This window comes from Xenorhabdus bovienii SS-2004 (genome assembly GCF_000027225.1).
Taxonomy (GTDB): Bacteria; Pseudomonadota; Gammaproteobacteria; order Enterobacterales; family Enterobacteriaceae; genus Xenorhabdus; species Xenorhabdus bovienii_C.
The window spans coordinates 3,995,602-4,013,784 of the sequence record NC_013892.1; the positions used below are offsets into that span (position 1 = coordinate 3,995,602).

Annotated in this window: 15 protein-coding genes and 4 tRNA genes; 4 read left to right on the forward strand and 15 right to left on the reverse strand. The window is 47.2% G+C overall.

Going from position 1 to position 18,183, the window contains the following annotated elements; genetic code table 11:
* Nucleotides 1-385 precede the first annotated feature (385 nt).
* The 4 genes from hemC to hemY are packed head-to-tail and all read left to right on the forward strand — an operon-like array spanning nucleotide 386 to nucleotide 4,480.
* Complete coding sequence (gene hemC, locus XBJ1_RS17725; protein WP_038199496.1) at nucleotides 386-1,327, forward strand: hydroxymethylbilane synthase; 942 nt, start codon at nucleotides 386-388, stop codon at nucleotides 1,325-1,327.
* Entirely contained in the window at nucleotides 1,324-2,064 is a 741-nt protein-coding gene (hemD, locus tag XBJ1_RS17730) for a uroporphyrinogen-III synthase (protein WP_012990427.1), read from the forward strand. Before hemC ends, hemD begins: the two co-directional genes overlap by 4 nt.
* Nucleotides 2,065-2,084: 20 nt before the next feature.
* Nucleotides 2,085-3,272: a uroporphyrinogen-III C-methyltransferase gene (hemX, locus tag XBJ1_RS17735; RefSeq protein ID WP_038199498.1), complete on the forward strand. Its 1,188-nt coding sequence runs from the start codon at nucleotides 2,085-2,087 to the stop codon at nucleotides 3,270-3,272.
* A 2-nt stretch (nucleotides 3,273-3,274) separates the two neighbouring features.
* On the forward strand, nucleotides 3,275-4,480 hold the full coding sequence (hemY, locus tag XBJ1_RS17740) for a protoheme IX biogenesis protein HemY (protein ID WP_012990429.1): 1,206 nt from the start codon (nucleotides 3,275-3,277) through the stop codon (nucleotides 4,478-4,480).
* Nucleotides 4,481-5,206: 726 nt separating this feature from the next.
* On the opposite strand, the gene XBJ1_RS17745 is transcribed toward hemY, so the two are convergent.
* From XBJ1_RS17745 to wecB, 15 genes are all read right to left on the reverse strand, one after another.
* A tRNA-Pro gene (locus tag XBJ1_RS17745) sits at nucleotides 5,207-5,283 on the reverse strand.
* A gap of 43 nt (nucleotides 5,284-5,326) precedes the next feature.
* Nucleotides 5,327-5,413, reverse strand: a tRNA-Leu gene (locus tag XBJ1_RS17750).
* Between the two features lie 15 nt (nucleotides 5,414-5,428).
* Nucleotides 5,429-5,504 (reverse strand) — tRNA-His (locus XBJ1_RS17755).
* Nucleotides 5,505-5,600: 96 nt separating this feature from the next.
* A tRNA-Arg gene (locus XBJ1_RS17760) sits at nucleotides 5,601-5,677 on the reverse strand.
* A 153-nt stretch (nucleotides 5,678-5,830) separates the two neighbouring features.
* Nucleotides 5,831-7,210: a bifunctional threonine/serine APC transporter ThrP gene (gene thrP, locus XBJ1_RS17765; protein WP_012990430.1), complete on the reverse strand. Its 1,380-nt coding sequence runs from the start codon at nucleotides 7,208-7,210 to the stop codon at nucleotides 5,831-5,833.
* A gap of 281 nt (nucleotides 7,211-7,491) precedes the next feature.
* Nucleotides 7,492-8,229, reverse strand: a complete 738-nt coding sequence (gene wecG / locus XBJ1_RS17770; protein WP_012990431.1) for a lipopolysaccharide N-acetylmannosaminouronosyltransferase — start codon at nucleotides 8,227-8,229, stop codon at nucleotides 7,492-7,494.
* Complete coding sequence (wzyE, locus tag XBJ1_RS17775; protein WP_012990432.1) at nucleotides 8,226-9,644, reverse strand: ECA oligosaccharide polymerase; 1,419 nt, start codon at nucleotides 9,642-9,644, stop codon at nucleotides 8,226-8,228. Before wzyE ends, wecG begins: the two co-directional genes overlap by 4 nt.
* Nucleotides 9,644-10,723: a TDP-N-acetylfucosamine:lipid II N-acetylfucosaminyltransferase gene (locus XBJ1_RS17780; RefSeq protein WP_038199501.1), complete on the reverse strand. Its 1,080-nt coding sequence runs from the start codon at nucleotides 10,721-10,723 to the stop codon at nucleotides 9,644-9,646. Before XBJ1_RS17780 ends, wzyE begins: the two co-directional genes overlap by 1 nt.
* Entirely contained in the window at nucleotides 10,720-11,970 is a 1,251-nt protein-coding gene (gene wzxE / locus XBJ1_RS17785; RefSeq protein ID WP_012990434.1) for a lipid III flippase WzxE, read from the reverse strand. Before wzxE ends, XBJ1_RS17780 begins: the two co-directional genes overlap by 4 nt.
* A gap of 1 nt (nucleotide 11,971) precedes the next feature.
* The gene (rffA, locus tag XBJ1_RS17790) at nucleotides 11,972-13,102 is read right to left on the reverse strand and encodes a dTDP-4-amino-4,6-dideoxygalactose transaminase (RefSeq protein ID WP_038199502.1); all 1,131 of its coding nucleotides are present in this window, start codon (nucleotides 13,100-13,102) and stop codon (nucleotides 11,972-11,974) included.
* Between the two features lies 1 nt (nucleotide 13,103).
* Nucleotides 13,104-13,832 carry a dTDP-4-amino-4,6-dideoxy-D-galactose acyltransferase gene (gene rffC, locus XBJ1_RS17795; RefSeq protein WP_012990436.1) on the reverse strand — a complete coding sequence of 243 codons (729 nt, stop codon included), beginning with the start codon at nucleotides 13,830-13,832 and terminating at the stop codon, nucleotides 13,104-13,106.
* A complete protein-coding gene (gene rfbA, locus XBJ1_RS17800; RefSeq protein ID WP_012990437.1) occupies nucleotides 13,810-14,691 on the reverse strand; it encodes a glucose-1-phosphate thymidylyltransferase RfbA in 882 nt (293 codons plus the stop codon). Before rfbA ends, rffC begins: the two co-directional genes overlap by 23 nt.
* Before the next feature lie 18 nt (nucleotides 14,692-14,709).
* Nucleotides 14,710-15,780 carry a dTDP-glucose 4,6-dehydratase gene (rffG, locus tag XBJ1_RS17805; RefSeq protein ID WP_012990438.1) on the reverse strand — a complete coding sequence of 357 codons (1,071 nt, stop codon included), beginning with the start codon at nucleotides 15,778-15,780 and terminating at the stop codon, nucleotides 14,710-14,712.
* On the reverse strand, nucleotides 15,777-17,039 hold the full coding sequence (gene wecC, locus XBJ1_RS17810) for a UDP-N-acetyl-D-mannosamine dehydrogenase (protein WP_012990439.1): 1,263 nt from the start codon (nucleotides 17,037-17,039) through the stop codon (nucleotides 15,777-15,779). The genes rffG and wecC overlap by 4 nt, the downstream gene beginning before the upstream one ends.
* On the reverse strand, nucleotides 17,036-18,166 hold the full coding sequence (gene wecB / locus XBJ1_RS17815; RefSeq protein WP_012990440.1) for a non-hydrolyzing UDP-N-acetylglucosamine 2-epimerase: 1,131 nt from the start codon (nucleotides 18,164-18,166) through the stop codon (nucleotides 17,036-17,038). The genes wecC and wecB overlap by 4 nt, the downstream gene beginning before the upstream one ends.
* Nucleotides 18,167-18,183 lie beyond the last annotated feature (17 nt).

Sequence of the window (18,183 nt, forward strand, 5' to 3'; positions counted from 1 at the left end):
GGATTATAGTTGATTATTTTTCATATAAGTTATGTAAAGCATTGTAATACCATAAGGTTTACATAAGTGCTTAAACTAATAATATTTTTAATTAGTAAATACCTCTCCTTCCGTTTTTTCCATCAGGATAAATTTCAAATAGTAATCTGCTTTTAAATCAATCTGTTTGTTTATTTTCTCTATTTAAATAAAATATTATTTTAATATTTAAAATTATTTTTATCTCACAACCTGTATATCTATAATCTATCCAGGTTTTTTCTGGCTTTTACCTAACTGGAAAAAAATGTATTGAAATGTTAAAACTGACTCTATCTTCTCGCAATTTAGCGGCTCAAAAGCCCCTAAATACCGTTATTAATACGATTATCCAATATAATTATCAATGACAATGAAAATCATTCGTATCGCGACCCGCCAAAGCCCGTTGGCTATGTGGCAAGCCCAATATGTCCAAAAGCAACTGGAACAGTTTCATCCAGAACTGAAAGTGGAGCTGATTCCAATGGTGACACGCGGAGATGTGATCCTCGATACTCCACTGGCAAAGGTGGGTGGTAAGGGGTTATTTGTAAAAGAGCTGGAGTTGGCACTGCTCGAAAATCGGGCTGATATTGCCGTCCATTCTATGAAAGATGTCCCTGTGGAATTTCCTGACGGCTTGGGGTTGGTCACAATTTGCGAACGGGGTGATCCAAGGGATGCCTTTGTTTCAGTAAAATATACCTCGCTTGATGAACTGCCCATTGGCAGTATCGTCGGTACATCCAGTTTACGCCGCCAATGCCAGCTTCGTCAGTTACGTCCTGATTTGGTGGTTCGTGACCTGCGAGGCAATGTAGGTACCCGTCTGGGCAAGCTTGATAACGGCGATTATGATGCCATTATCCTTGCAGCTGCGGGTCTTAAGAGATTAGGGTTGGAAGATCGCATTCGTATGCCATTGGAACCGGAGTTACTCCTTCCCGCAGTCGGTCAGGGTGCCGTCGGTATTGAGTGCCGCCTTGATGATAAGCAAACCCGTGAGTTACTTGCTCCCTTGAACCATACAGGAACAGAAATCTGCGTTCTGGCAGAACGCGCCATGAATACCCACCTTGAGGGTGGCTGTCAGGTACCCATTGGCAGCTATGCTATCTGGCAGGGAAACAATATCTGGCTGCGCGCACTTGTCGGAGCTCCCGATGGCAGTATAACTGTTCGTGGTGAAAAAACCGTATCACCAGAAGAGGCTCGTCGCGCGGGGGTGGAATTGGCAGAAGAATTATTGGAAAAAGGTGCGCGCCAGATTCTGGCTGACGTCTACCAGAGGAATCCTCCTGAATGAGCATTTTGATCACCCGCCCAGATCCCGCAGGAGAGCAGTTGGCCAAGCGACTGAGGGCTATGGGAAAAATAGCCTTCAGTGCGCCACTCATTACGATTTATCCCGGGGGCGATTTGCCGTTGCTGTCACAGAAACTCCAACGGCTGTCGGCGGGTGATTTAGTCTTCCTGTTGTCAAAAAACGCTGTTCACTACGCTAATGAACAGCTTCTGCAAGAAGGCCTATCATGGCCTGATAAGCTATCCTATTATGGTATCGGCAAATCAACTTCCCTGATGTTTCATCAAAAAACCGGGTTGGAGATCCTCTGGCCTGAACAGGGTGAAACGAGTGAAGACCTACTGCAACTCCCCATTTTACAACGGGTGAATGATAAAAAGATTTTATTGCTGCGGGGTAATGGGGGGCGTGAAGTTATTGCTTCGACATTAATAAATCGGGGAGGGAAAGTCGATTATTGTGAGTGTTATTCACGCCAGCCTATCAAATATCATGTCGCTGATTTCAGTCGCCATTGGCAACAATATGGTATAAAAACCCTCGTTGTGACCAGTGGCGAAATGCTGCAACTATTATATAACTTAGCCACAGATGATGATGGCAAAGCGTGGTTATTGAGTTGCTACTTGATTGTGGTCAGCGAACGCCTTGCCAATATTGCCCAGACACTGGGTTGGCAGACGATAAAAGTAGCCAAGAGTGCAGATAATGACGCCTTAATGCAGGCACTAGAATAAACCAATATGGGATGTCCATTATGACGGAACAAAAGCAATCCACTGATGCGGTTGAAACAAAACACCCTCAGCAACCTGAAACGGCTCCCCATAAACCCAAACGTTGTGGGTGGGTGGGAAATACACTCTCAGTTGCCATTATGTTGGCTATCGGTGCAGGTGGCGTTTACCTTTACCATCATGGCAAGCAACAAAATGCAGTATTAACAGCCGAAAACCTTGCTCTTCAGCAGCAGGTTGCCTCTCTCGTACAACAACAGTCTGGCGACAAACAAGATTTTGCTACCCAGTTTCAGAAGCTAGAGAGTGACTTGCAACAAGCCAAACTGCAAAATAAACAAACAGACAGCCGTATGGTGGAGCTTCAGACCCGCATATCAGAGATTTCAAATACGGATCTCGAAAACTGGCGCCTGACACAAGCAAATTATCTCGTGAAGATGGCTGGCCGCAAAATATGGACCGAGCAAGACACGACCACTGCAATCGCACTGCTGAAAGACGCCGACCAAAGCCTTGCCGAGATGGATGATCCCAGCCTGCTACACGTCCGCCAAGCCATTATGGAAGATATCAATACTCTCTCTAAAATCAATCAGCTTGATTTAGATGGCATTATTCTTACTCTGAACCGCTTATCCAATCAGATCGATAATTTACGGCTGGAAGATAATGGAGAACAAGAAGCGCCAATGGATGAAGGCGATACAGGAATTAGTGCCTCACTCTCTGACTGGCGTAAAAATCTGAGTAAGAGCTGGGACAGCTTTATGGAGAATTTCATTACTATCAAACGTCGTGACAGTTCCGCAGTACCATTATTGGCGCCGAACCAAGACGTTTATCTGCGCGAAAACATCCGCTCCAGGCTGCTGGTGGCAGCACAAGCAGTTCCCCGTCACCAGAATGAAGTCTATAAACAATCATTGGAAGCCGTTTCAAGTTGGGTGAGGTCTTATTTCGATACAGCGTCCTCAGATACAAAAACCTTTTTGCAGGATATTGATTCGCTGGCGCAGAAACCACTTTCCATTGAACTCCCTGAACACCTGAGCAGTCAGCCAATACTGGCAGACCTAATGCGCAAGCGTATCTACAACTTACCGCATCAGTCGGACACTCAAGTTCAGCCTCAATCAGAAGTTCAACCTCAACCGAAGCCCGCAGAAACATCTGGTCAGGCAGCAACACCTGTTCAGGAGGGTTGAACATGCTGAAAGTATTATTGCTGTTCATTATCCTCATCGTAGGCGTTGTGCTCGGCCCTGTGTTGTCCGGGCATCAGGGATACGTTTTGATCCAAACAGACAATCACAATATCACCACCAGCGTCACTGCGATGGTGATTATGTTTGTTCTGTTACAATTCTTGCTGATTTTAATCGGTTGGTGTTACCGCAGGTTAAAACGTACCAGTACGTTCACCCATAGTTGGCTCTTTGGCGGATACAAGCGCAGCCGGGCACGTTTACAGACCAAACAGGCTCTGCTCAAATTGGCCGAAGGGGACTTCAAGCAGGTTGAACATTTGATGACCCGTAATGCTGACCATGCGGAAAGCCCCGTCGTCAACTATTTACTGGCCGCAGAAGCCGCCCAGCAGCGTGGCGATTACCACCGAACTATCCAGTATATTGAACGTGCCGCAGAAGTCGCCGATAAAGATCAGTTACCTGTCGATATTACCCGAGTCCGTATCCAACTGGCACAAGGCGAAGTTCATGCCGCCCGTAATGGTGTGGATAAGCTGCTGAACCACGCACCGCGCCATCCTGAAGTACTGCGACTGGCGGAGCAGGCTTATACACAGTCAGGAGCCTACCAATCCCTCATTGATATCCTGCCCTCTCTGATAAAGGTTGGTTTGTGTGATGAAGAACATATTCATCAATTGCGCCAGCAAGCCTACATCGGGTTGATGAATCAGATCATGGCAGAAAAAGGCAGTACCGGATTGAAGGCATGGTGGAAAGATCAAAACCGCAAACTCCGCAATGATATCGTGCTGCAAGTCGCCATGGCCGAACATCTGATTGAGTGTAATGATCACGACACTGCACAGCAGATTGTCCTCAATGGGTTGAAACAGCAATATGACGAACGCCTGCTACTGTTAATTCCACACTTAAAGGCAGATGAGACCGAAGCCTTACAAAAATCACTGGCATATTTATTAAAGCGGCATGGAGCGACACCATTGCTGAACAGTACACTTGGACAGGTAGCCTTACACCACAGTCAGTGGGCTGAGGCTGAAACCGCATTCAAGGCGGCTCTTGTACAGCGTCCTGATGCCCATGATTATGCTTGGCTTGCCGATGCGTTAGATAAACAGCATAAGCGTGAAGAAGCAGCTCAGACACGTAGTAAAGGCTTTATGCTGACTCTGAAGCGTGAGAGTGATGCAGAAGAATAAAACGCCTTCATTTTAGATGAAAATTCACCAAGGTTAACGGTTGCAATATCTATCGATATTATTGAATCGTTAACCTTGGTGCATCATGCAAATCTCAGGATACAAGCAAAAAAAAACACCTATCAAAAAAGACAGGTGTATAAATACAATCAGGTCTACAGACGGATAGTGCCTCACTCAACGTTGTGTCCGGTTGGTGATGAAAAGACTAAATGCTTATTCATCTATAACGTGGACCATAGGCACTGATAATCAGCTCTACATCATCCCGAGGTTTATGAAGCCTATGCTGTCATAAGGAGTGGGATGAGTATCTACAATTCTTTATAAGCACGTTTCGTGCCAACTTTTAGTAATCTGGTTAATTCTCTCTTACTCAAGGTGTATCAGATCCCCGACAACAGGCATTCGACTTTTCACCAAGAATAGTCGAACAATACCGTCTCTCATTTGAGACGCCCTTTCAGCAGTTTACATATAGAAGATAATAATCAATGAGTTAAATGTCTCCAAACAGAGACGCTTAATGGTATGGTTTGTCGCAGAAATACAACATCATACATAAAATACATTTAAAAACAAATAGTTACAACAACTATAAAAGTGCAAAATGACAAAAAGAAATGAAGGGCTTTTTGATAGTTGGGAAATAACGGTTAGGAATAGCATTTCTACCAGAAATGCAAAAAGAAAAAGCCCTGCTATATGCAGGGCTTTCTCAGAATCTGGTCGGCGAGAGAGGATTCGAACCTCCGACCCACTGGTCCCAAACCAGTTGCGCTACCAAGCTGCGCTACTCGCCGAAATGTACTTCTCTTACTCTTACAACATCTTTCATTTTTCTTATGGTGCGAAGGGGGGGAATTGAACCCCCACGTCCGTAAGGACACTAACACCTGAAGCTAGCGCGTCTACCAATTCCGCCACCATCGCGTGTCATAAAAAAAATGGGGTGGCTAATGGGACTCGAACCCACGACAACTGGAATCACAATCCAGGGCTCTACCAACTGAGCTATAGCCACCATAACAACTATCTTTTCGAAAGTTATCTTTTCATAAACTGCTTACAACGTTGTTCACCACGATAACCCACTGCCACTGCTCTCGTACGCTTTAAATGGTGCGCCCGACAGGATTCGAACCTGAGACCTCTGCCTCCGGAGGGCAGCGCTCTATCCAGCTGAGCTACGGGCGCTTAACGCCGTTGCGGTGGAGGATAGTACGGATTTAATGTCGAACTGTCCAGTGCTTTTTTTAAGGAAAAGATTTGTTTGATTACACTTCAATCATTTCGTTGATAAAGTCAGCACATTTCCACCGCAAAGGGTTTTCTTGATCAAAAATCAATCTAACGAACTATTTTGCGTTTGTCGCAAATAAATTTCCCCAGCCAATAAGCCAGTGACACAAGTAGTAAAAATGCGCCACCTACCATCAGTGAAAAACGCGTATCCGGATTAATTGCCATCCCTATCAGAACACAACTCAGAAATACCAGAGTCAGGTAATTGACATAAGGGAAAAGGAGCGATTTAAACCGATGCTGTTTTAATGCTTCCTGATTCTGCTGGCGGAAACGCAACTGGCTTACCAGAATGACAAACCACGGTACCATACCGGGCAATACGCTGGCACTATAAACGTAAACGAATACCGACTGTGGATTCGGGATCAGGTAGTTCAGGCTGGAACCTGCAATCAGGCAACCAATGGTGATCGCAATACATCTCACAGGTACGCCATTTTTTGACAATTTCAGCAATGAAGCCGGTAACTGGCGATTCTTCGCCAAGGCATACAGCATTCGGCCACCACTATACATGCCGCTGTTACATCCCGAAAGCGCAGCAGTCAGCACCACGAAGTTAATGACAGCTGCGGCAGAAGCAATCCCTACTTTGGAAAAAACCATAACAAACGGGCTGCCATGCGTACCAGCTTCTGTCCACGGAAACAGGGTCACAACAATAAAAATCGCACCGACATAAAAGATCAGAATACGCCACAGAATATTGTTAATAGCCTTTTTAAGTGTGACCTGTGGGTTTTTAGCTTCCCCTGCTGTAATGCCAACCAGTTCCACTCCCTGATACGAGGCCACCACGATACAGAGGGCAAACAAGAACCCTTTCCAGCCACCCGAGAAAAAGCCGCCATGTGCGGTCAAATTATCCAAGCCAATAGGCTGCCAGTCATTACCCAGTCCGAAAAAGATCAAACCGATACCAATCAGGATCATGACGATAATCGTGGTCACTTTGATCATGGCAAACCAGAATTCCAGCTCCCCATACAAACGCACGGCCGCCAAGTTCGCTAGAGCAACCAACCCGACAGCAACCAATGCAGAAACCCATTGGGGCAGATCGGGGAACCAGAATTCTGCATAGACCCCCACAGCGGTGATTTCTGAAATTCCCACTGAAACCCACATAAACCAGTAGCCCCAAGCCGTCAGACATCCCCAATAAGGACTGAGGTACTTATGTCCAAACGCAGCGAATGAGCCAGTGACGGGTTCAAGGAACAGCATTTCCCCCATCGAACGCATGATGAAAAAAACAAAAATCCCAGCGATGATGTAAGCCAACAGAACCGAAGGTCCCGCCCATTTCAACGTGCTGGCAGAACCCATGAACAGTCCAACGCCGATTGTGCCACCTAGCGCAATCAGCTCAATATGACGTGCCTCAAGTCCCCTTTGCAGGCTTTGTTTTGAATCACTCATAAAACTCCCTATCCATTTTTATGATGTCTCTATTTGCAAGCAGAAAATTACAGGAATTGATAATCAATCATTGTAAAAAAGGCAGGGATCAAAACACGTTTTGTCCATCAGTGAAATAAAAAATTATAAAATCGAGTCAAAGCCTGTTTCATTATGCATAGTGAATAGCAGACAAAATGGATGTATGGAATGGAAGAAATTAGCGAGGCAGGTCAAACCCACGATATCCATCCTAATCACTGATGTTGATACAGTGGGTCAATAATAGCCAAATAACGGGTTTACAGCTTACCACCGTAATAATAGCCCAGAAATTTCAATAGCTTGATTTGCCTCCGGATGCGGCTTGGCTGCGATAACAGACGATAAAGCCACTCCAATCCCAAATTTTGCCAAATTTTCGGTGCACGTTTGACATGTCCGGTAAAGACATCATACGTTCCCCCTATGCCCATATACAGTGCGTCAGAATACACTTTACGGCAATCACGCATGAAAATTTCCTGTTTAGGCGACCCCATTGCTACCGTAACAATGGCAGCACCACTGGCATGGATACGCTCAAACACCGCATCACGCCCTTCCTGGGTAAAATAACCATCCTGACTGCCAACAATATTAACACTCCACTGACTACGTAGTTTGTTTTCTGTCTGCGCCAGAACATCAGGTTTTCCACCCACCAGAAATACCGGCGTACCTTCCCGGCCTGCGCGTTCCATCAAAGCTTCCCATAAATCTGCTCCCGCAATGCGGGACACCTGCGCACCGGGATATTTACGGCGAATAGCACGCACGATACTAATGCCATCGGCATATAAGTATTCAGCCTCATCCAGCAATATGTTCAACACATTGTCTTTTTCCGCAGTAAGGACTTTTTCTGCGTTAATCGCAACCAATGTGCCTGTTTTTACCTGCCCATCCTGAAAAAGGTGATCGAGGAAATGCGACATTCCACGAAAGCCCCAGAGACTGAGGCCACGGATACGGTATTTTGGAATGTTATTCAGTGTCATTTTTCTTCCTTAACATCCGCAATAACGGATATTTTCTGCGACGCAGGCATATTGCTGATGACAAATTTTCGAACCAACCCCACGCTTTCAAACAGCCAATACAGCAATTTTGCGACCACCAGACACAGGCCAAAGACGAGACAAAAAAACACCACCCGAGAAACAAAAGAATCCATTCCTTCACGAGCGAGGACAATAATATTAAAAATCGCCCCAAAACAGAAAGCCTGCAAAATTGCCGCCTTATAGCGATTAGATTCCTGTTTCCCCGCTTCATAGACCCAGTCAAACCATTTGATAATCAATCCGACAACAATCGCGCCAAAGGGAATAAAGAATACGCCGCCCATCACTACCAATGAGCCTATCAAGGTTGGAGAGATCGCCAGACCAGAGTGATTATCCAGCACATCCCACGTAAAGTAGTTTGCAGTATTCAATATCAGATTAGGTCTGTCCGGCCACACCCAACTTGGAATAAAAACATAGAAATCACGGGCAATCGGCGCCAGTCCCTGAAAATCAATTTTGCCGTAATTATCCAGCAGCAAAGCGAGGTTTTCCCACGGAGAAAAGGTATCCCTCGTAAGGTACAGGAAAGTATAAAATGCTTCCGAACCACTCACATCCAGCCCATAACGTTTCAATGCCAGCCAGAACATGCCGACGATCCCGATAACACCCGCCAAAAGTAGCATCCACAAAGTGATCCAGCCACGGACAATTCCAATAAACAGGAATAACGCAAAAGCCAGAATAATGTTAGCCCGTGTTCCCCCAACTATCACATAAGTCAGGATACCAAACCCGACTGTCGCCACCAAAAAGCACAACCAGCGGGTTTTAGTCGGTTTCAGGAAAAACACCACCAGCATGGCCGGAATAAAAAAGTAGAAAAACCGCTTGAGTGCCACACCGGAAACTTGATTGGAAAATATCTGGCTATACGACTGTAGCTTAAACAGCAAAAAGCCGTTTTGCATAAAGAACGAGCCAACTGTGAAGATAGCAATGCTGGCCAACAACAGCCACGTCAGGTTAGTTTCCACCCGATTCATGGTGAACAGCGGCCGACGAGACACGACCGAAGATGGTGTGCTAGACGAGGCAGTTTTACAGGCTGGCGTCTTATAACGGAGACGTGTTTTATAACTGACATAATAAATAGCATAAAAACAGCCAGAAGCCAGCATCGCGTACAACAATGCGTCTACAGGGACTATCTGCACCTCAAAATGGAACACCAACATACAGGTCAACGGAAAGCCAAAATAGAATGTCAGCAAATAAAGCAGTGAAAAAAAGATATTGAAGTTAAAGCGTACGCGCTGGAACTCTTGATATGTCAGGGTTAGGATAAAGAACAGCGAGATCACGTAAACAACAAATAACCCGCTGAATTGCGCCAAAGTCATTAATACTCTCCCAATGCAGCCGATAGGGCGGCTTTCCACCCTTCAATGAAATTGGGATCAAAAAAGGCAATCGCCTTTTTATCGAGGGACAGCATTTGACGCTGTGCTTCCTGCACCCAGTGTTTATTCAGTTCATCTCCATCAAACAGTACGGGGATCTGCTGTTCTGTCAGATCGTGCCAGAATGGGTTCTGACGGCTCAAGACAAACGGAATACCAAATTGAATTAACAGGCAAAGGGTTCCGACCCCCTGCTGGCGATTGAAAATGAAATAGCCCAAATCGCATTGACGCAGCAATGACAGATAGTCGTCAAAAGCCATTTTATTTTTCAAAATATGGACGTTTTCCGCCCGAAACAGCGACAATGCGGTTTGCTCCACGTTTTGGACATAAGCCCGATTATTGCCGGGATAGCCCATTGGCATAATCACTCTCGCCTCATTGCCAAATTGACGGTGAATCTTGTTTAACGCTTCAATGTGGCGGTTAGATTGATCACCGGAATTACCCAGCAGAATGGTGATCCCTTCTGGCGAGCATAGTTTTTCCGTTACGATCAGTGATGGCTCCATACGCGTTGGAAAATAGAGCAGTGTTGACGGTACATTGGGATTGGACTGGCTAAAATACTGGAGATCACCACGCGTGGCAAAAACCTGCCCCACCCGCTTCTGTGCCAAACGACGAAGCTGATAGAACAAACGGAATTTTAGCTGGCGGGAGTCTTCATATAAGTCAGCCCCCCAAGCGTGCCACCAGAATTGATGGCGTTTGATTTTGCCAACCCATAAAGCCAGCCACAAAGCCGCATTGAACTGGCCGTGGAAAAAGAAACGGGTCTTTCTGTCTGCCTGCGCTTTCTCTATCACAGCACGCGCCAAAGCAGCTTTGCTGCCATAAACCGTGATCGCCAAGGCCGGGTAATTAGATAGCCATGTGTGGTCTTTGGACACCACCATAAAACACGGTTTAGCTGGAAAAATCATTTCCTGAGCCAAGACGTCATTAAAGAAACGCAATACCGTTTGATTGTGATGTGGAATATCCGATCCCAAGACGTGAATTAGGATTGTCATGCTCGCCTGCGATAAATAATAAATACGCTACAACAAAGGATGAAATAAATAATGTAAGTTGCCATGTATGACTGCGCCGCCCCTAGTGCTCCATTTTCAGGTATCAGCCAATGAGAAAAGCCGGCCAGCAGCAGAAATTGACTGATTTCAGTCAGTACATAAAAACGCAGCGCCGCTTTCGCTATCACCAGATAACCAAAAACATAAGCGCCAACTTTCAAAACGTCGCCCACCAGCTGCCATGCGAATAGATCCCGCATCGCGGTGAATTTATCTGAAAACAGAAGCCAGATCACAAAATCACGCAACAGCCAAACTGAAAAGCTGGCTGCAGCAACGGCGGGTAACACAAACTTCAGTGCTTTGACGATTTCGCCAGTAATTTCTTGCTTACTCTCCAATCGGGAGAGTGTCGGCAACAAATAGACGGTGAAAGAGGCGGTGATAAACTGCAAATAGGCATCCGAAATGCTGCTCACCCCCTGCCAAATTCCGACCTCCTCCCAGCTATAACGCTCTGCCATCAGATTTCGCATCATGATATAAGCCACTGGCAGCGTAATGGACGTCAGTAGCGCCATCAGCGTAAATTTTCCCAGATGGCTGGCAATCACACGATCCCACATGGGCTTTAATGCTGAAAACGTAATCACTTTACTGCGCAGGATCATCAACCCTGCCGGCAGAACCACCAAAGCCGGCACCAAAGCCAAACCCGCTAGTGCGCCTTCATAGCCTCCCAGCCAATAACAGAGGCCATAGGCAATCATTCCTGTCAGGCTACCCAGAATAATCGACAGTGCGTTGCCCTGAGCATCCCTGAAACCTTTCAGAATGGACAGAAAATAGTTGGCGTAAGCAATGCCCATTTGGATCAATGCAAGCGCCTGCACAACTGTTTTGTAATTATTGTGACCAAACAGGCCGATACTGATGGCGTCAGTGAACAAGAGAAAAATAACGGCCAACAGGGTGGAAAACCCCAGAATAATCGAAGACGAAGTACCCAGTATCGCCCTAAGTTTTTCCGGCTGCTGATGGTGTTCCGCCACGTATTTGGTGACACCGTTAAAAATCCCCGCACCAGACAGCACGCCCAGTACGGTAATCAATTGGCGAAAGTTGCCCGCCTGCCCAACACCCGCTGGGCCGAAGGACACCGCCAGAAGTTTAATGACCAGCAGCCCCACACCGATTTTGATTAGTGTGGAACCCGCCGTCCATACAGAAGCTTTAGCAAGTGACATATCAGGCAAAAAATTCCTTGATACGGTTGATAACTACCTGCTGCTCTTCATCAGTAATGTTATAAAACATTGGCAAACGCACCAACCGCTCACTGTCGCTGGTCGTAAAGCGATCTTCTCCATGGAAACGGCCACATTTTTCACCCGCCGGGCTCGTATGTAATGCTACGTAATGGAACACGGTCAGAATATTTGCTTCTTGCATATAGCGGTTGAATGCGCCGCGCTCCTCGACATCCTTTAGTTTGATATAGAACATATGAGCATTATGTTCCAGACCCTCCGGCACAACGGGCAAGGTCAGATGCCCCGCTTCTGCGAATGGCTGCAATGCCTGATAATAGTTATCCCACAGGGATAAGCGACGCTGGTTGATATTCTCAGCAATTTCCAGCTGCCCCCAAAGGTATGCAGCTTGCAAATCAGACAGCAAATAGCTGGAGCCAATATCGCGCCACGTGTATTTATCCACCTGTCCACGGAAGAATTGGCTACGGTTAGTCCCTTTTTCACGAATGATTTCAGCCCGGGGGATCATTGATTCATCGTTGATTAATATCGCCCCCCCTTCACCGCCGGAAGAGTAGTTCTTGGTTTCGTGAAAACTGAAACAACCGATATGGCCAATAGTACCGAGTGCGCGGCCTTTATAGGTGGACATCACGCCTTGGGCTGCATCTTCCACCACATACAGGTTATATTTTTCCGCCAGCGCCATGATGGTATCCATTTCACAGGCAACACCCGCATAATGCACTGGCACAATGGCACGGGTTTGGTCTGTAATGGCAGCTTCAATCTTGGTTTCATCCATATTCATCGTGTCTGTGCGGATATCCACGAAAACGATGGTTGCACCACGCAGGACAAAGGCGTTGGAGGTCGAAACAAAGGTGTAGCTCGGCATGATGATTTCATCACCCGGCTGGATATTCAGCAAAATGGCCGCCATTTCCAATGCCGCTGTACAAGATGGTGTCAGCAGCACCTTCAGACAGTTAAAATGCTGTTCCATCCACTCTTCACAGCGTTTAGTGAAGTGACCATCGCCGCATAATTTGCCACTGCCCATCGCCTGTTGCATATATTCCAGTTCCGTGCCGACTACTGGTGGTTTATTAAATGGAATCATCTCATCCTCTGTATAACCAATATGCGGTGCTTTCAATTGTTGCACCACTACGTGTATAAAGACGCAAGGCAGTGATGTTGCTGATTTGTGTTGCCACTCTCAGCCGCTGTATCTGGTGGTTTTCACACCACCGCTGCGCCGCCGACATTAATTTTTTACCAATGCCCCGGTGATAATTGCCCGGAAGGGCTGCCAGTAAGCCAATACGGGCTTCATGGCTACCGATATCTCTCAGGGTGACAAAGCCGATAATTTGACCGCACTCATCGTTGACGAGCAAGCATTCATGGTCAAAAGTACCCAAAACGGCTTTTTCAACCCAAGCCGCGTAAAACCGACCGCTATCATCAGGCTGATACCAAGGCACCCGAAAGCGGCTGGCCTTGAATACACTGGCTGCGGCTGCCGTCAATACAGGTATATCCTGCGATGTTGCAGAAATCAGCGCTTGTTCCGACTGAATTCCGGTTGCATTTCTGTAACTCATCGCGCCAGAATCCACCGGCAGCAAAAAATCCGCCTCACCTTCCACCAGTGAAAAGCCCAAAGCAGATAATCCGTCAATGATATCCGTCTGCCGGGCAGGGACTTTCGCCTGTACCAGTGCATACTCATCTAACTGAGCTGTCGTCAGCACTGACGCCTGCGGTGAAAAATTCAAACGGGCAGTGGACAAACCGAAAAATTGGCTATCCCATGCCAGTGGTTCAATATTGGCGTGAATAGACATGGAGCAAGTCCATCAGGTATTTGCCGTAGCCCGTTTTTGCCAACTCGGCAGCCGCGGCTTTTAACTGTTCATCATCCAACCAGCCGTGACGCCATGCGATCTCTTCCAGGCAGGCGATTTTGAATCCCTGCCGTTTTTCGACGGTCTGCACAAAAGTACTGGCCTCAATCAGGCTGTCATGGGTGCCGGTATCCAGCCACGCAAACCCGCGCCCCAATAGTTCAACGTTCAATTCGCCGCGTTCCAGATACATTTGGTTAATGCTGGTGATTTCCAGCTCGCCACGGGCAGAAGGCTTCACTTGTTTGGCTAAATCCACCACTTTGTTGTCGTAGAAATAAAGCCCGGTGACTGCCCAGTTTGATTTCGGCCGGGCGGGTTTTTCTTCAATCGAAAGGACGCGGTATTGCTCATCAAACTCCACGACACCAAACCGTTCAGGATCCATCACTTGGTAACCGAATACCGTTGCTCCAGTCTGACGGGCAACGACACTTTGCAGTTTCGGACTAAACGCCTGACCAAAGTAGATATTATCTCCGAGCACCAGACAGCAGGCATCATTGCCAATGAATTCTTCACCAATGATAAATGCCTGTGCCAAGCCATCAGGAGAAGGTTGCACTGCATAGCTCAGGCGAATACCAAACTGTTCGCCATTGCCCAATAAGCGTTTGAAAGCAGGCAAGTCTTCCGACGTGGAAATAATCAGGATATCGCGGATCCCTGCCAGCATTAAGACCGACAGTGGATAGTAGATCATCGGCTTATCATAAATGGGCAATAACTGCTTTGAGACGCCGCGTGTTATTGGATACAGACGAGTGCCGGAGCCTCCCGCGAGTATAATTCCTTTCATGTCATCTCCCAGACAGGTTTATTCATTCGCCAGACCAAGACGTTCACCCGCATAAGAACCGTCCTGAACCCGACGCCACCAATTCTCATTCTCCAGATACCATTGCACAGTCTTGCGAATACCAGATTCGAAGGTTTCCTGAGGAGTCCAACCCAATTCGCGCTCAATTTTCGCCGCATCAATGGCATAACGCATATCATGCCCCGGACGATCCGCCACATGGGTAATCAGGTCACGGTAACAGACAATACCTGCGGGTTTGACAGGACGCAGCTCTTCCAGCAGTTCACAGATAGTCTCTACAACATCAATGTTTCTGCGCTCGTTATGCCCACCAATGTTATAATTTTCACCCGGTTCTGCCGTGGTAGCCACGAGATGCAGAGCGCGCGCGTGGTCTTCCACATACAACCAGTCACGGATCTGCTCTCCCTTGCCATAGACAGGCAATGGCTTTCCTGCCAATGCATTCAAGATGATCAGAGGGATCAGTTTTTCCGGAAAGTGATAAGGGCCATAGTTATTCGAACAGTTGGTGATCACGGTCGGTAAGCCATAAGTACGACGCCAGGCTCTGACTAAATGATCACTGGATGCTTTTGACGCGGAATAAGGGCTACTCGGTGCATAAGGTGTAGTTTCTGTGAAAAAACCCTCATCGCCATGCAAATCACCATACACTTCATCGGTTGAAATGTGATGGAAACGGAATGCAGCCTGTTTTTCCTGATCCAGTTGCTGCCAGAATGCGCGGGATGCTTCCAGCAAGACATAGGTACCCATAATATTGGTTTCGATAAAGGCGGCAGGCCCATCAATGGAGCGATCCACATGACTTTCGGCCGCAAGGTGCATGACGGCATCCGGCTGGTACTGCTGAAATACACGATCCAATGCATCACGCTGGCAGATATCAACCTGCTCAAAGGCATAACGCGGATGATCAACCACCGATGCCAGTGACTCAAGATTACCCGCATAAGTCAAACTATCAACAACAACAACGCTGTCTTCGGTATGATTGATAATATGGCGAACAACAGCAGAACCAATGAAACCCGCACCACCCGTAATCAGAATACGTTTCAACGCCAAACTCCTTTTGTATCAACAACCCATTTTTGTTTTATTTCTCTGCCGGCAATTGCCTTGAACTGGCTGTGATCCACCAGCATCAAAACAACGTCGGCTTCATTCAATGCTTGTTGCATATCGATTAATTCCACACTCTCTTTCAGCGAATTCGGCAATTCATGAACATTCGGCTCAACCGCCACAGTTTGACCAACATGCCACTGTGCCACCATCTTCGTGATATGAACAGCGGGGCTTTCCCGTAAGTCATCAATGTTCGGTTTAAAAGCCAGACCAAAACAGGCGATTTTGATTTCATCCGCCCGCTTGCCGCTCTCCACCAGACAGCCCGCTACTGCGGCTTTCACTTGATCAACCACCCAAAGCGGCTTGCCGTCATTCACCAGACGCGCGGTATGAATCAAGCGAGATTGTGCCGGGTTCTGGGACACGATAAACCACGGATCTACCGCGATACAGTGCCCGCCTACGCCAGGGCCTGGTTGCAGGATATTGACGCGTGGATGACGGTTTGCCAGACTGATGAGTTCCCAGACATTAATCCCCTGTTCGGAACAGATCAGGGAAAGTTCGTTGGCAAAGGCAATATTGACATCACGGAAACTGTTTTCAGTCAATTTGCACATTTCTGCCGTTTTGGCATTAGTGACAACGCATTCGCCTTCAAGGAAAATTTTGTACAGCTCGCTCGCCCTGCGGGACGATTTTAATGTCATGCCACCCACTACACGATCGTTCTTGATCAATTCCACCATGACTTGACCCGGTAGAACACGCTCAGGACAGTACGCGATATCAATGTCTGCATTTTCGCCTGCCTGCTGTGGGAATGATAGCTCAGGACGTGCCGCTGCCAGCCATTCTGCCATCTGTTCGGTTGCACCAACGGGAGAAGTGGATTCCAAAATGATCAAATCCCCTTTTTTCAAAACTGGCGCTATCGATTCTGCCGCAGAACGCACATAGGCCATGTCTGGCTCATGCTCGCCCTTAAACGGCGTTGGTACTGCAATCAGGAAAGCATCCGCAGCCTGCGGACAAGTCACGGCCTTCAGGTAACCGCCTTCAACAGCGGTTTTCACCACTTTGTCCAGATCAGGTTCAACAATATGAATCGCGCCACGGTTAATTGTCTCTACCGCATGTTGGTTGACATCCACACCGATGACGTTTTTTTTGCGGGAAGCGAATGCCGCAGCAGTTGGCAAGCCGATATAACCAAGGCCGATCACAGAAATTGTTTCAAAGCTCATAATGTCACCTGATTTTTCCTCAATGCTTCAAGAATTCGCTGGCAAGCCTGACCATCACCATAAGGGTTATGAGCGCGGCTCATTTGCTGATAAGCGATGTCATCCGTTAATAGGCGCGTGACTTCCTCAACGATGGTCTGCGTTTTTGTTCCCACCAGCCGCACTGTACCCGCATCGACGGCTTCTGGCCGCTCCGTGGTGTCACGCATAACCAGAACGGGTTTCCCTAAAGAAGGGGCTTCTTCCTGAATCCCACCAGAGTCTGTCAGAATCATATAGGCATGATTCATTAAGTAGACAAATGGCAGATAGTCCTGTGGATTAATGAGAATAACGTTATCCATGTCATGCAGAATGCGTTTAACAGGCTCGCTGACATTCGGGTTCAAGTGAACAGGATAAACGACCTGAACTTCAGGGTGTGCTCTGGCTACCTGTGCCAACGCTTCACAAATACGCTCAAATCCGCCACCAAAGCTCTCACGGCGGTGGCCTGTCACCAGAATCATTTTTTTATTCGGGTCAATAAAGGGGTAAAGCTTAGCAAGTTGGCCACTCAGCGCGTCATCACTCACAATGCGATCACGTACCCACAGCAGAGCGTCAATAACCGTATTACCTGTCACAAAAATAGAGTTTTCGCTAATGGACTCTTTCAGGAGATTATTTTGAGAGTTTTCTGTCGGCGCAAAATGATACATCGCCAGATGACCTGCGATTTTACGGTTGGCCTCCTCCGGCCACGGGGAGTAAAGATCACCAGTTCTCAAGCCAGCTTCAACATGGCCTACCGGAATGCGCTGATAGAAAGCGGCCAAGCTGGTCGCCATTGTGGTCGCGGTATCACCATGCACCAACACTACATCTGGTTTGAACTCTTCTAATACTGGCTTCATGCCTTCAAGGATACGACACGTGATATCCGTAAGATCCTGCCCTTTTTTCATAATATTGAGGTCAAAATCTGGCGTGATATCAAACAAATGCAGTACCTGATCCAACATCTCCCGATGCTGTGCAGTCACACACACTTTTGCGTCAAAGGCAGCATCCTTGGCCAATGCGTGTACCAAAGGAGCCATTTTGATAGCTTCCGGCCGAGTACCAAACACAGTCAACACTTTCACAGTGGCTCTCTTATTTT

Bases quoted from the DNA above. Each gene is read 5' to 3' on its own strand.
- rfbA (WP_012990437.1), bottom strand. From the start codon at position 14,691: ATGAAAGGAATTATACTCGCGGGAGGCTCCGGCACTCGTCTGTATCCA.
- hemC (WP_038199496.1), top strand. From the start codon at position 386: ATGACAATGAAAATCATTCGTATCGCGACCCGCCAAAGCCCGTTGGCT.
- hemX (WP_038199498.1), top strand. From the start codon at position 2,085: ATGACGGAACAAAAGCAATCCACTGATGCGGTTGAAACAAAACACCCT.
- rffA (WP_038199502.1), bottom strand. From the start codon at position 13,102: ATGATTCCATTTAATAAACCACCAGTAGTCGGCACGGAACTGGAATAT.
- wzxE (WP_012990434.1), bottom strand. From the start codon at position 11,970: ATGTCACTTGCTAAAGCTTCTGTATGGACGGCGGGTTCCACACTAATC.
- wecG (WP_012990431.1), bottom strand. From the start codon at position 8,229: ATGACACTGAATAACATTCCAAAATACCGTATCCGTGGCCTCAGTCTC.
- thrP (WP_012990430.1), bottom strand. From the start codon at position 7,210: ATGAGTGATTCAAAACAAAGCCTGCAAAGGGGACTTGAGGCACGTCAT.
- wzyE (WP_012990432.1), bottom strand. From the start codon at position 9,644: ATGACTTTGGCGCAATTCAGCGGGTTATTTGTTGTTTACGTGATCTCG.
- rffC (WP_012990436.1), bottom strand. From the start codon at position 13,832: ATGTCTATTCACGCCAATATTGAACCACTGGCATGGGATAGCCAATTT.
- hemD (WP_012990427.1), top strand. From the start codon at position 1,324: ATGAGCATTTTGATCACCCGCCCAGATCCCGCAGGAGAGCAGTTGGCC.
- wecC (WP_012990439.1), bottom strand. From the start codon at position 17,039: ATGAGCTTTGAAACAATTTCTGTGATCGGCCTTGGTTATATCGGCTTG.
- XBJ1_RS17780 (WP_038199501.1), bottom strand. From the start codon at position 10,723: ATGACAATCCTAATTCACGTCTTGGGATCGGATATTCCACATCACAAT.
- hemY (WP_012990429.1), top strand. From the start codon at position 3,275: ATGCTGAAAGTATTATTGCTGTTCATTATCCTCATCGTAGGCGTTGTG.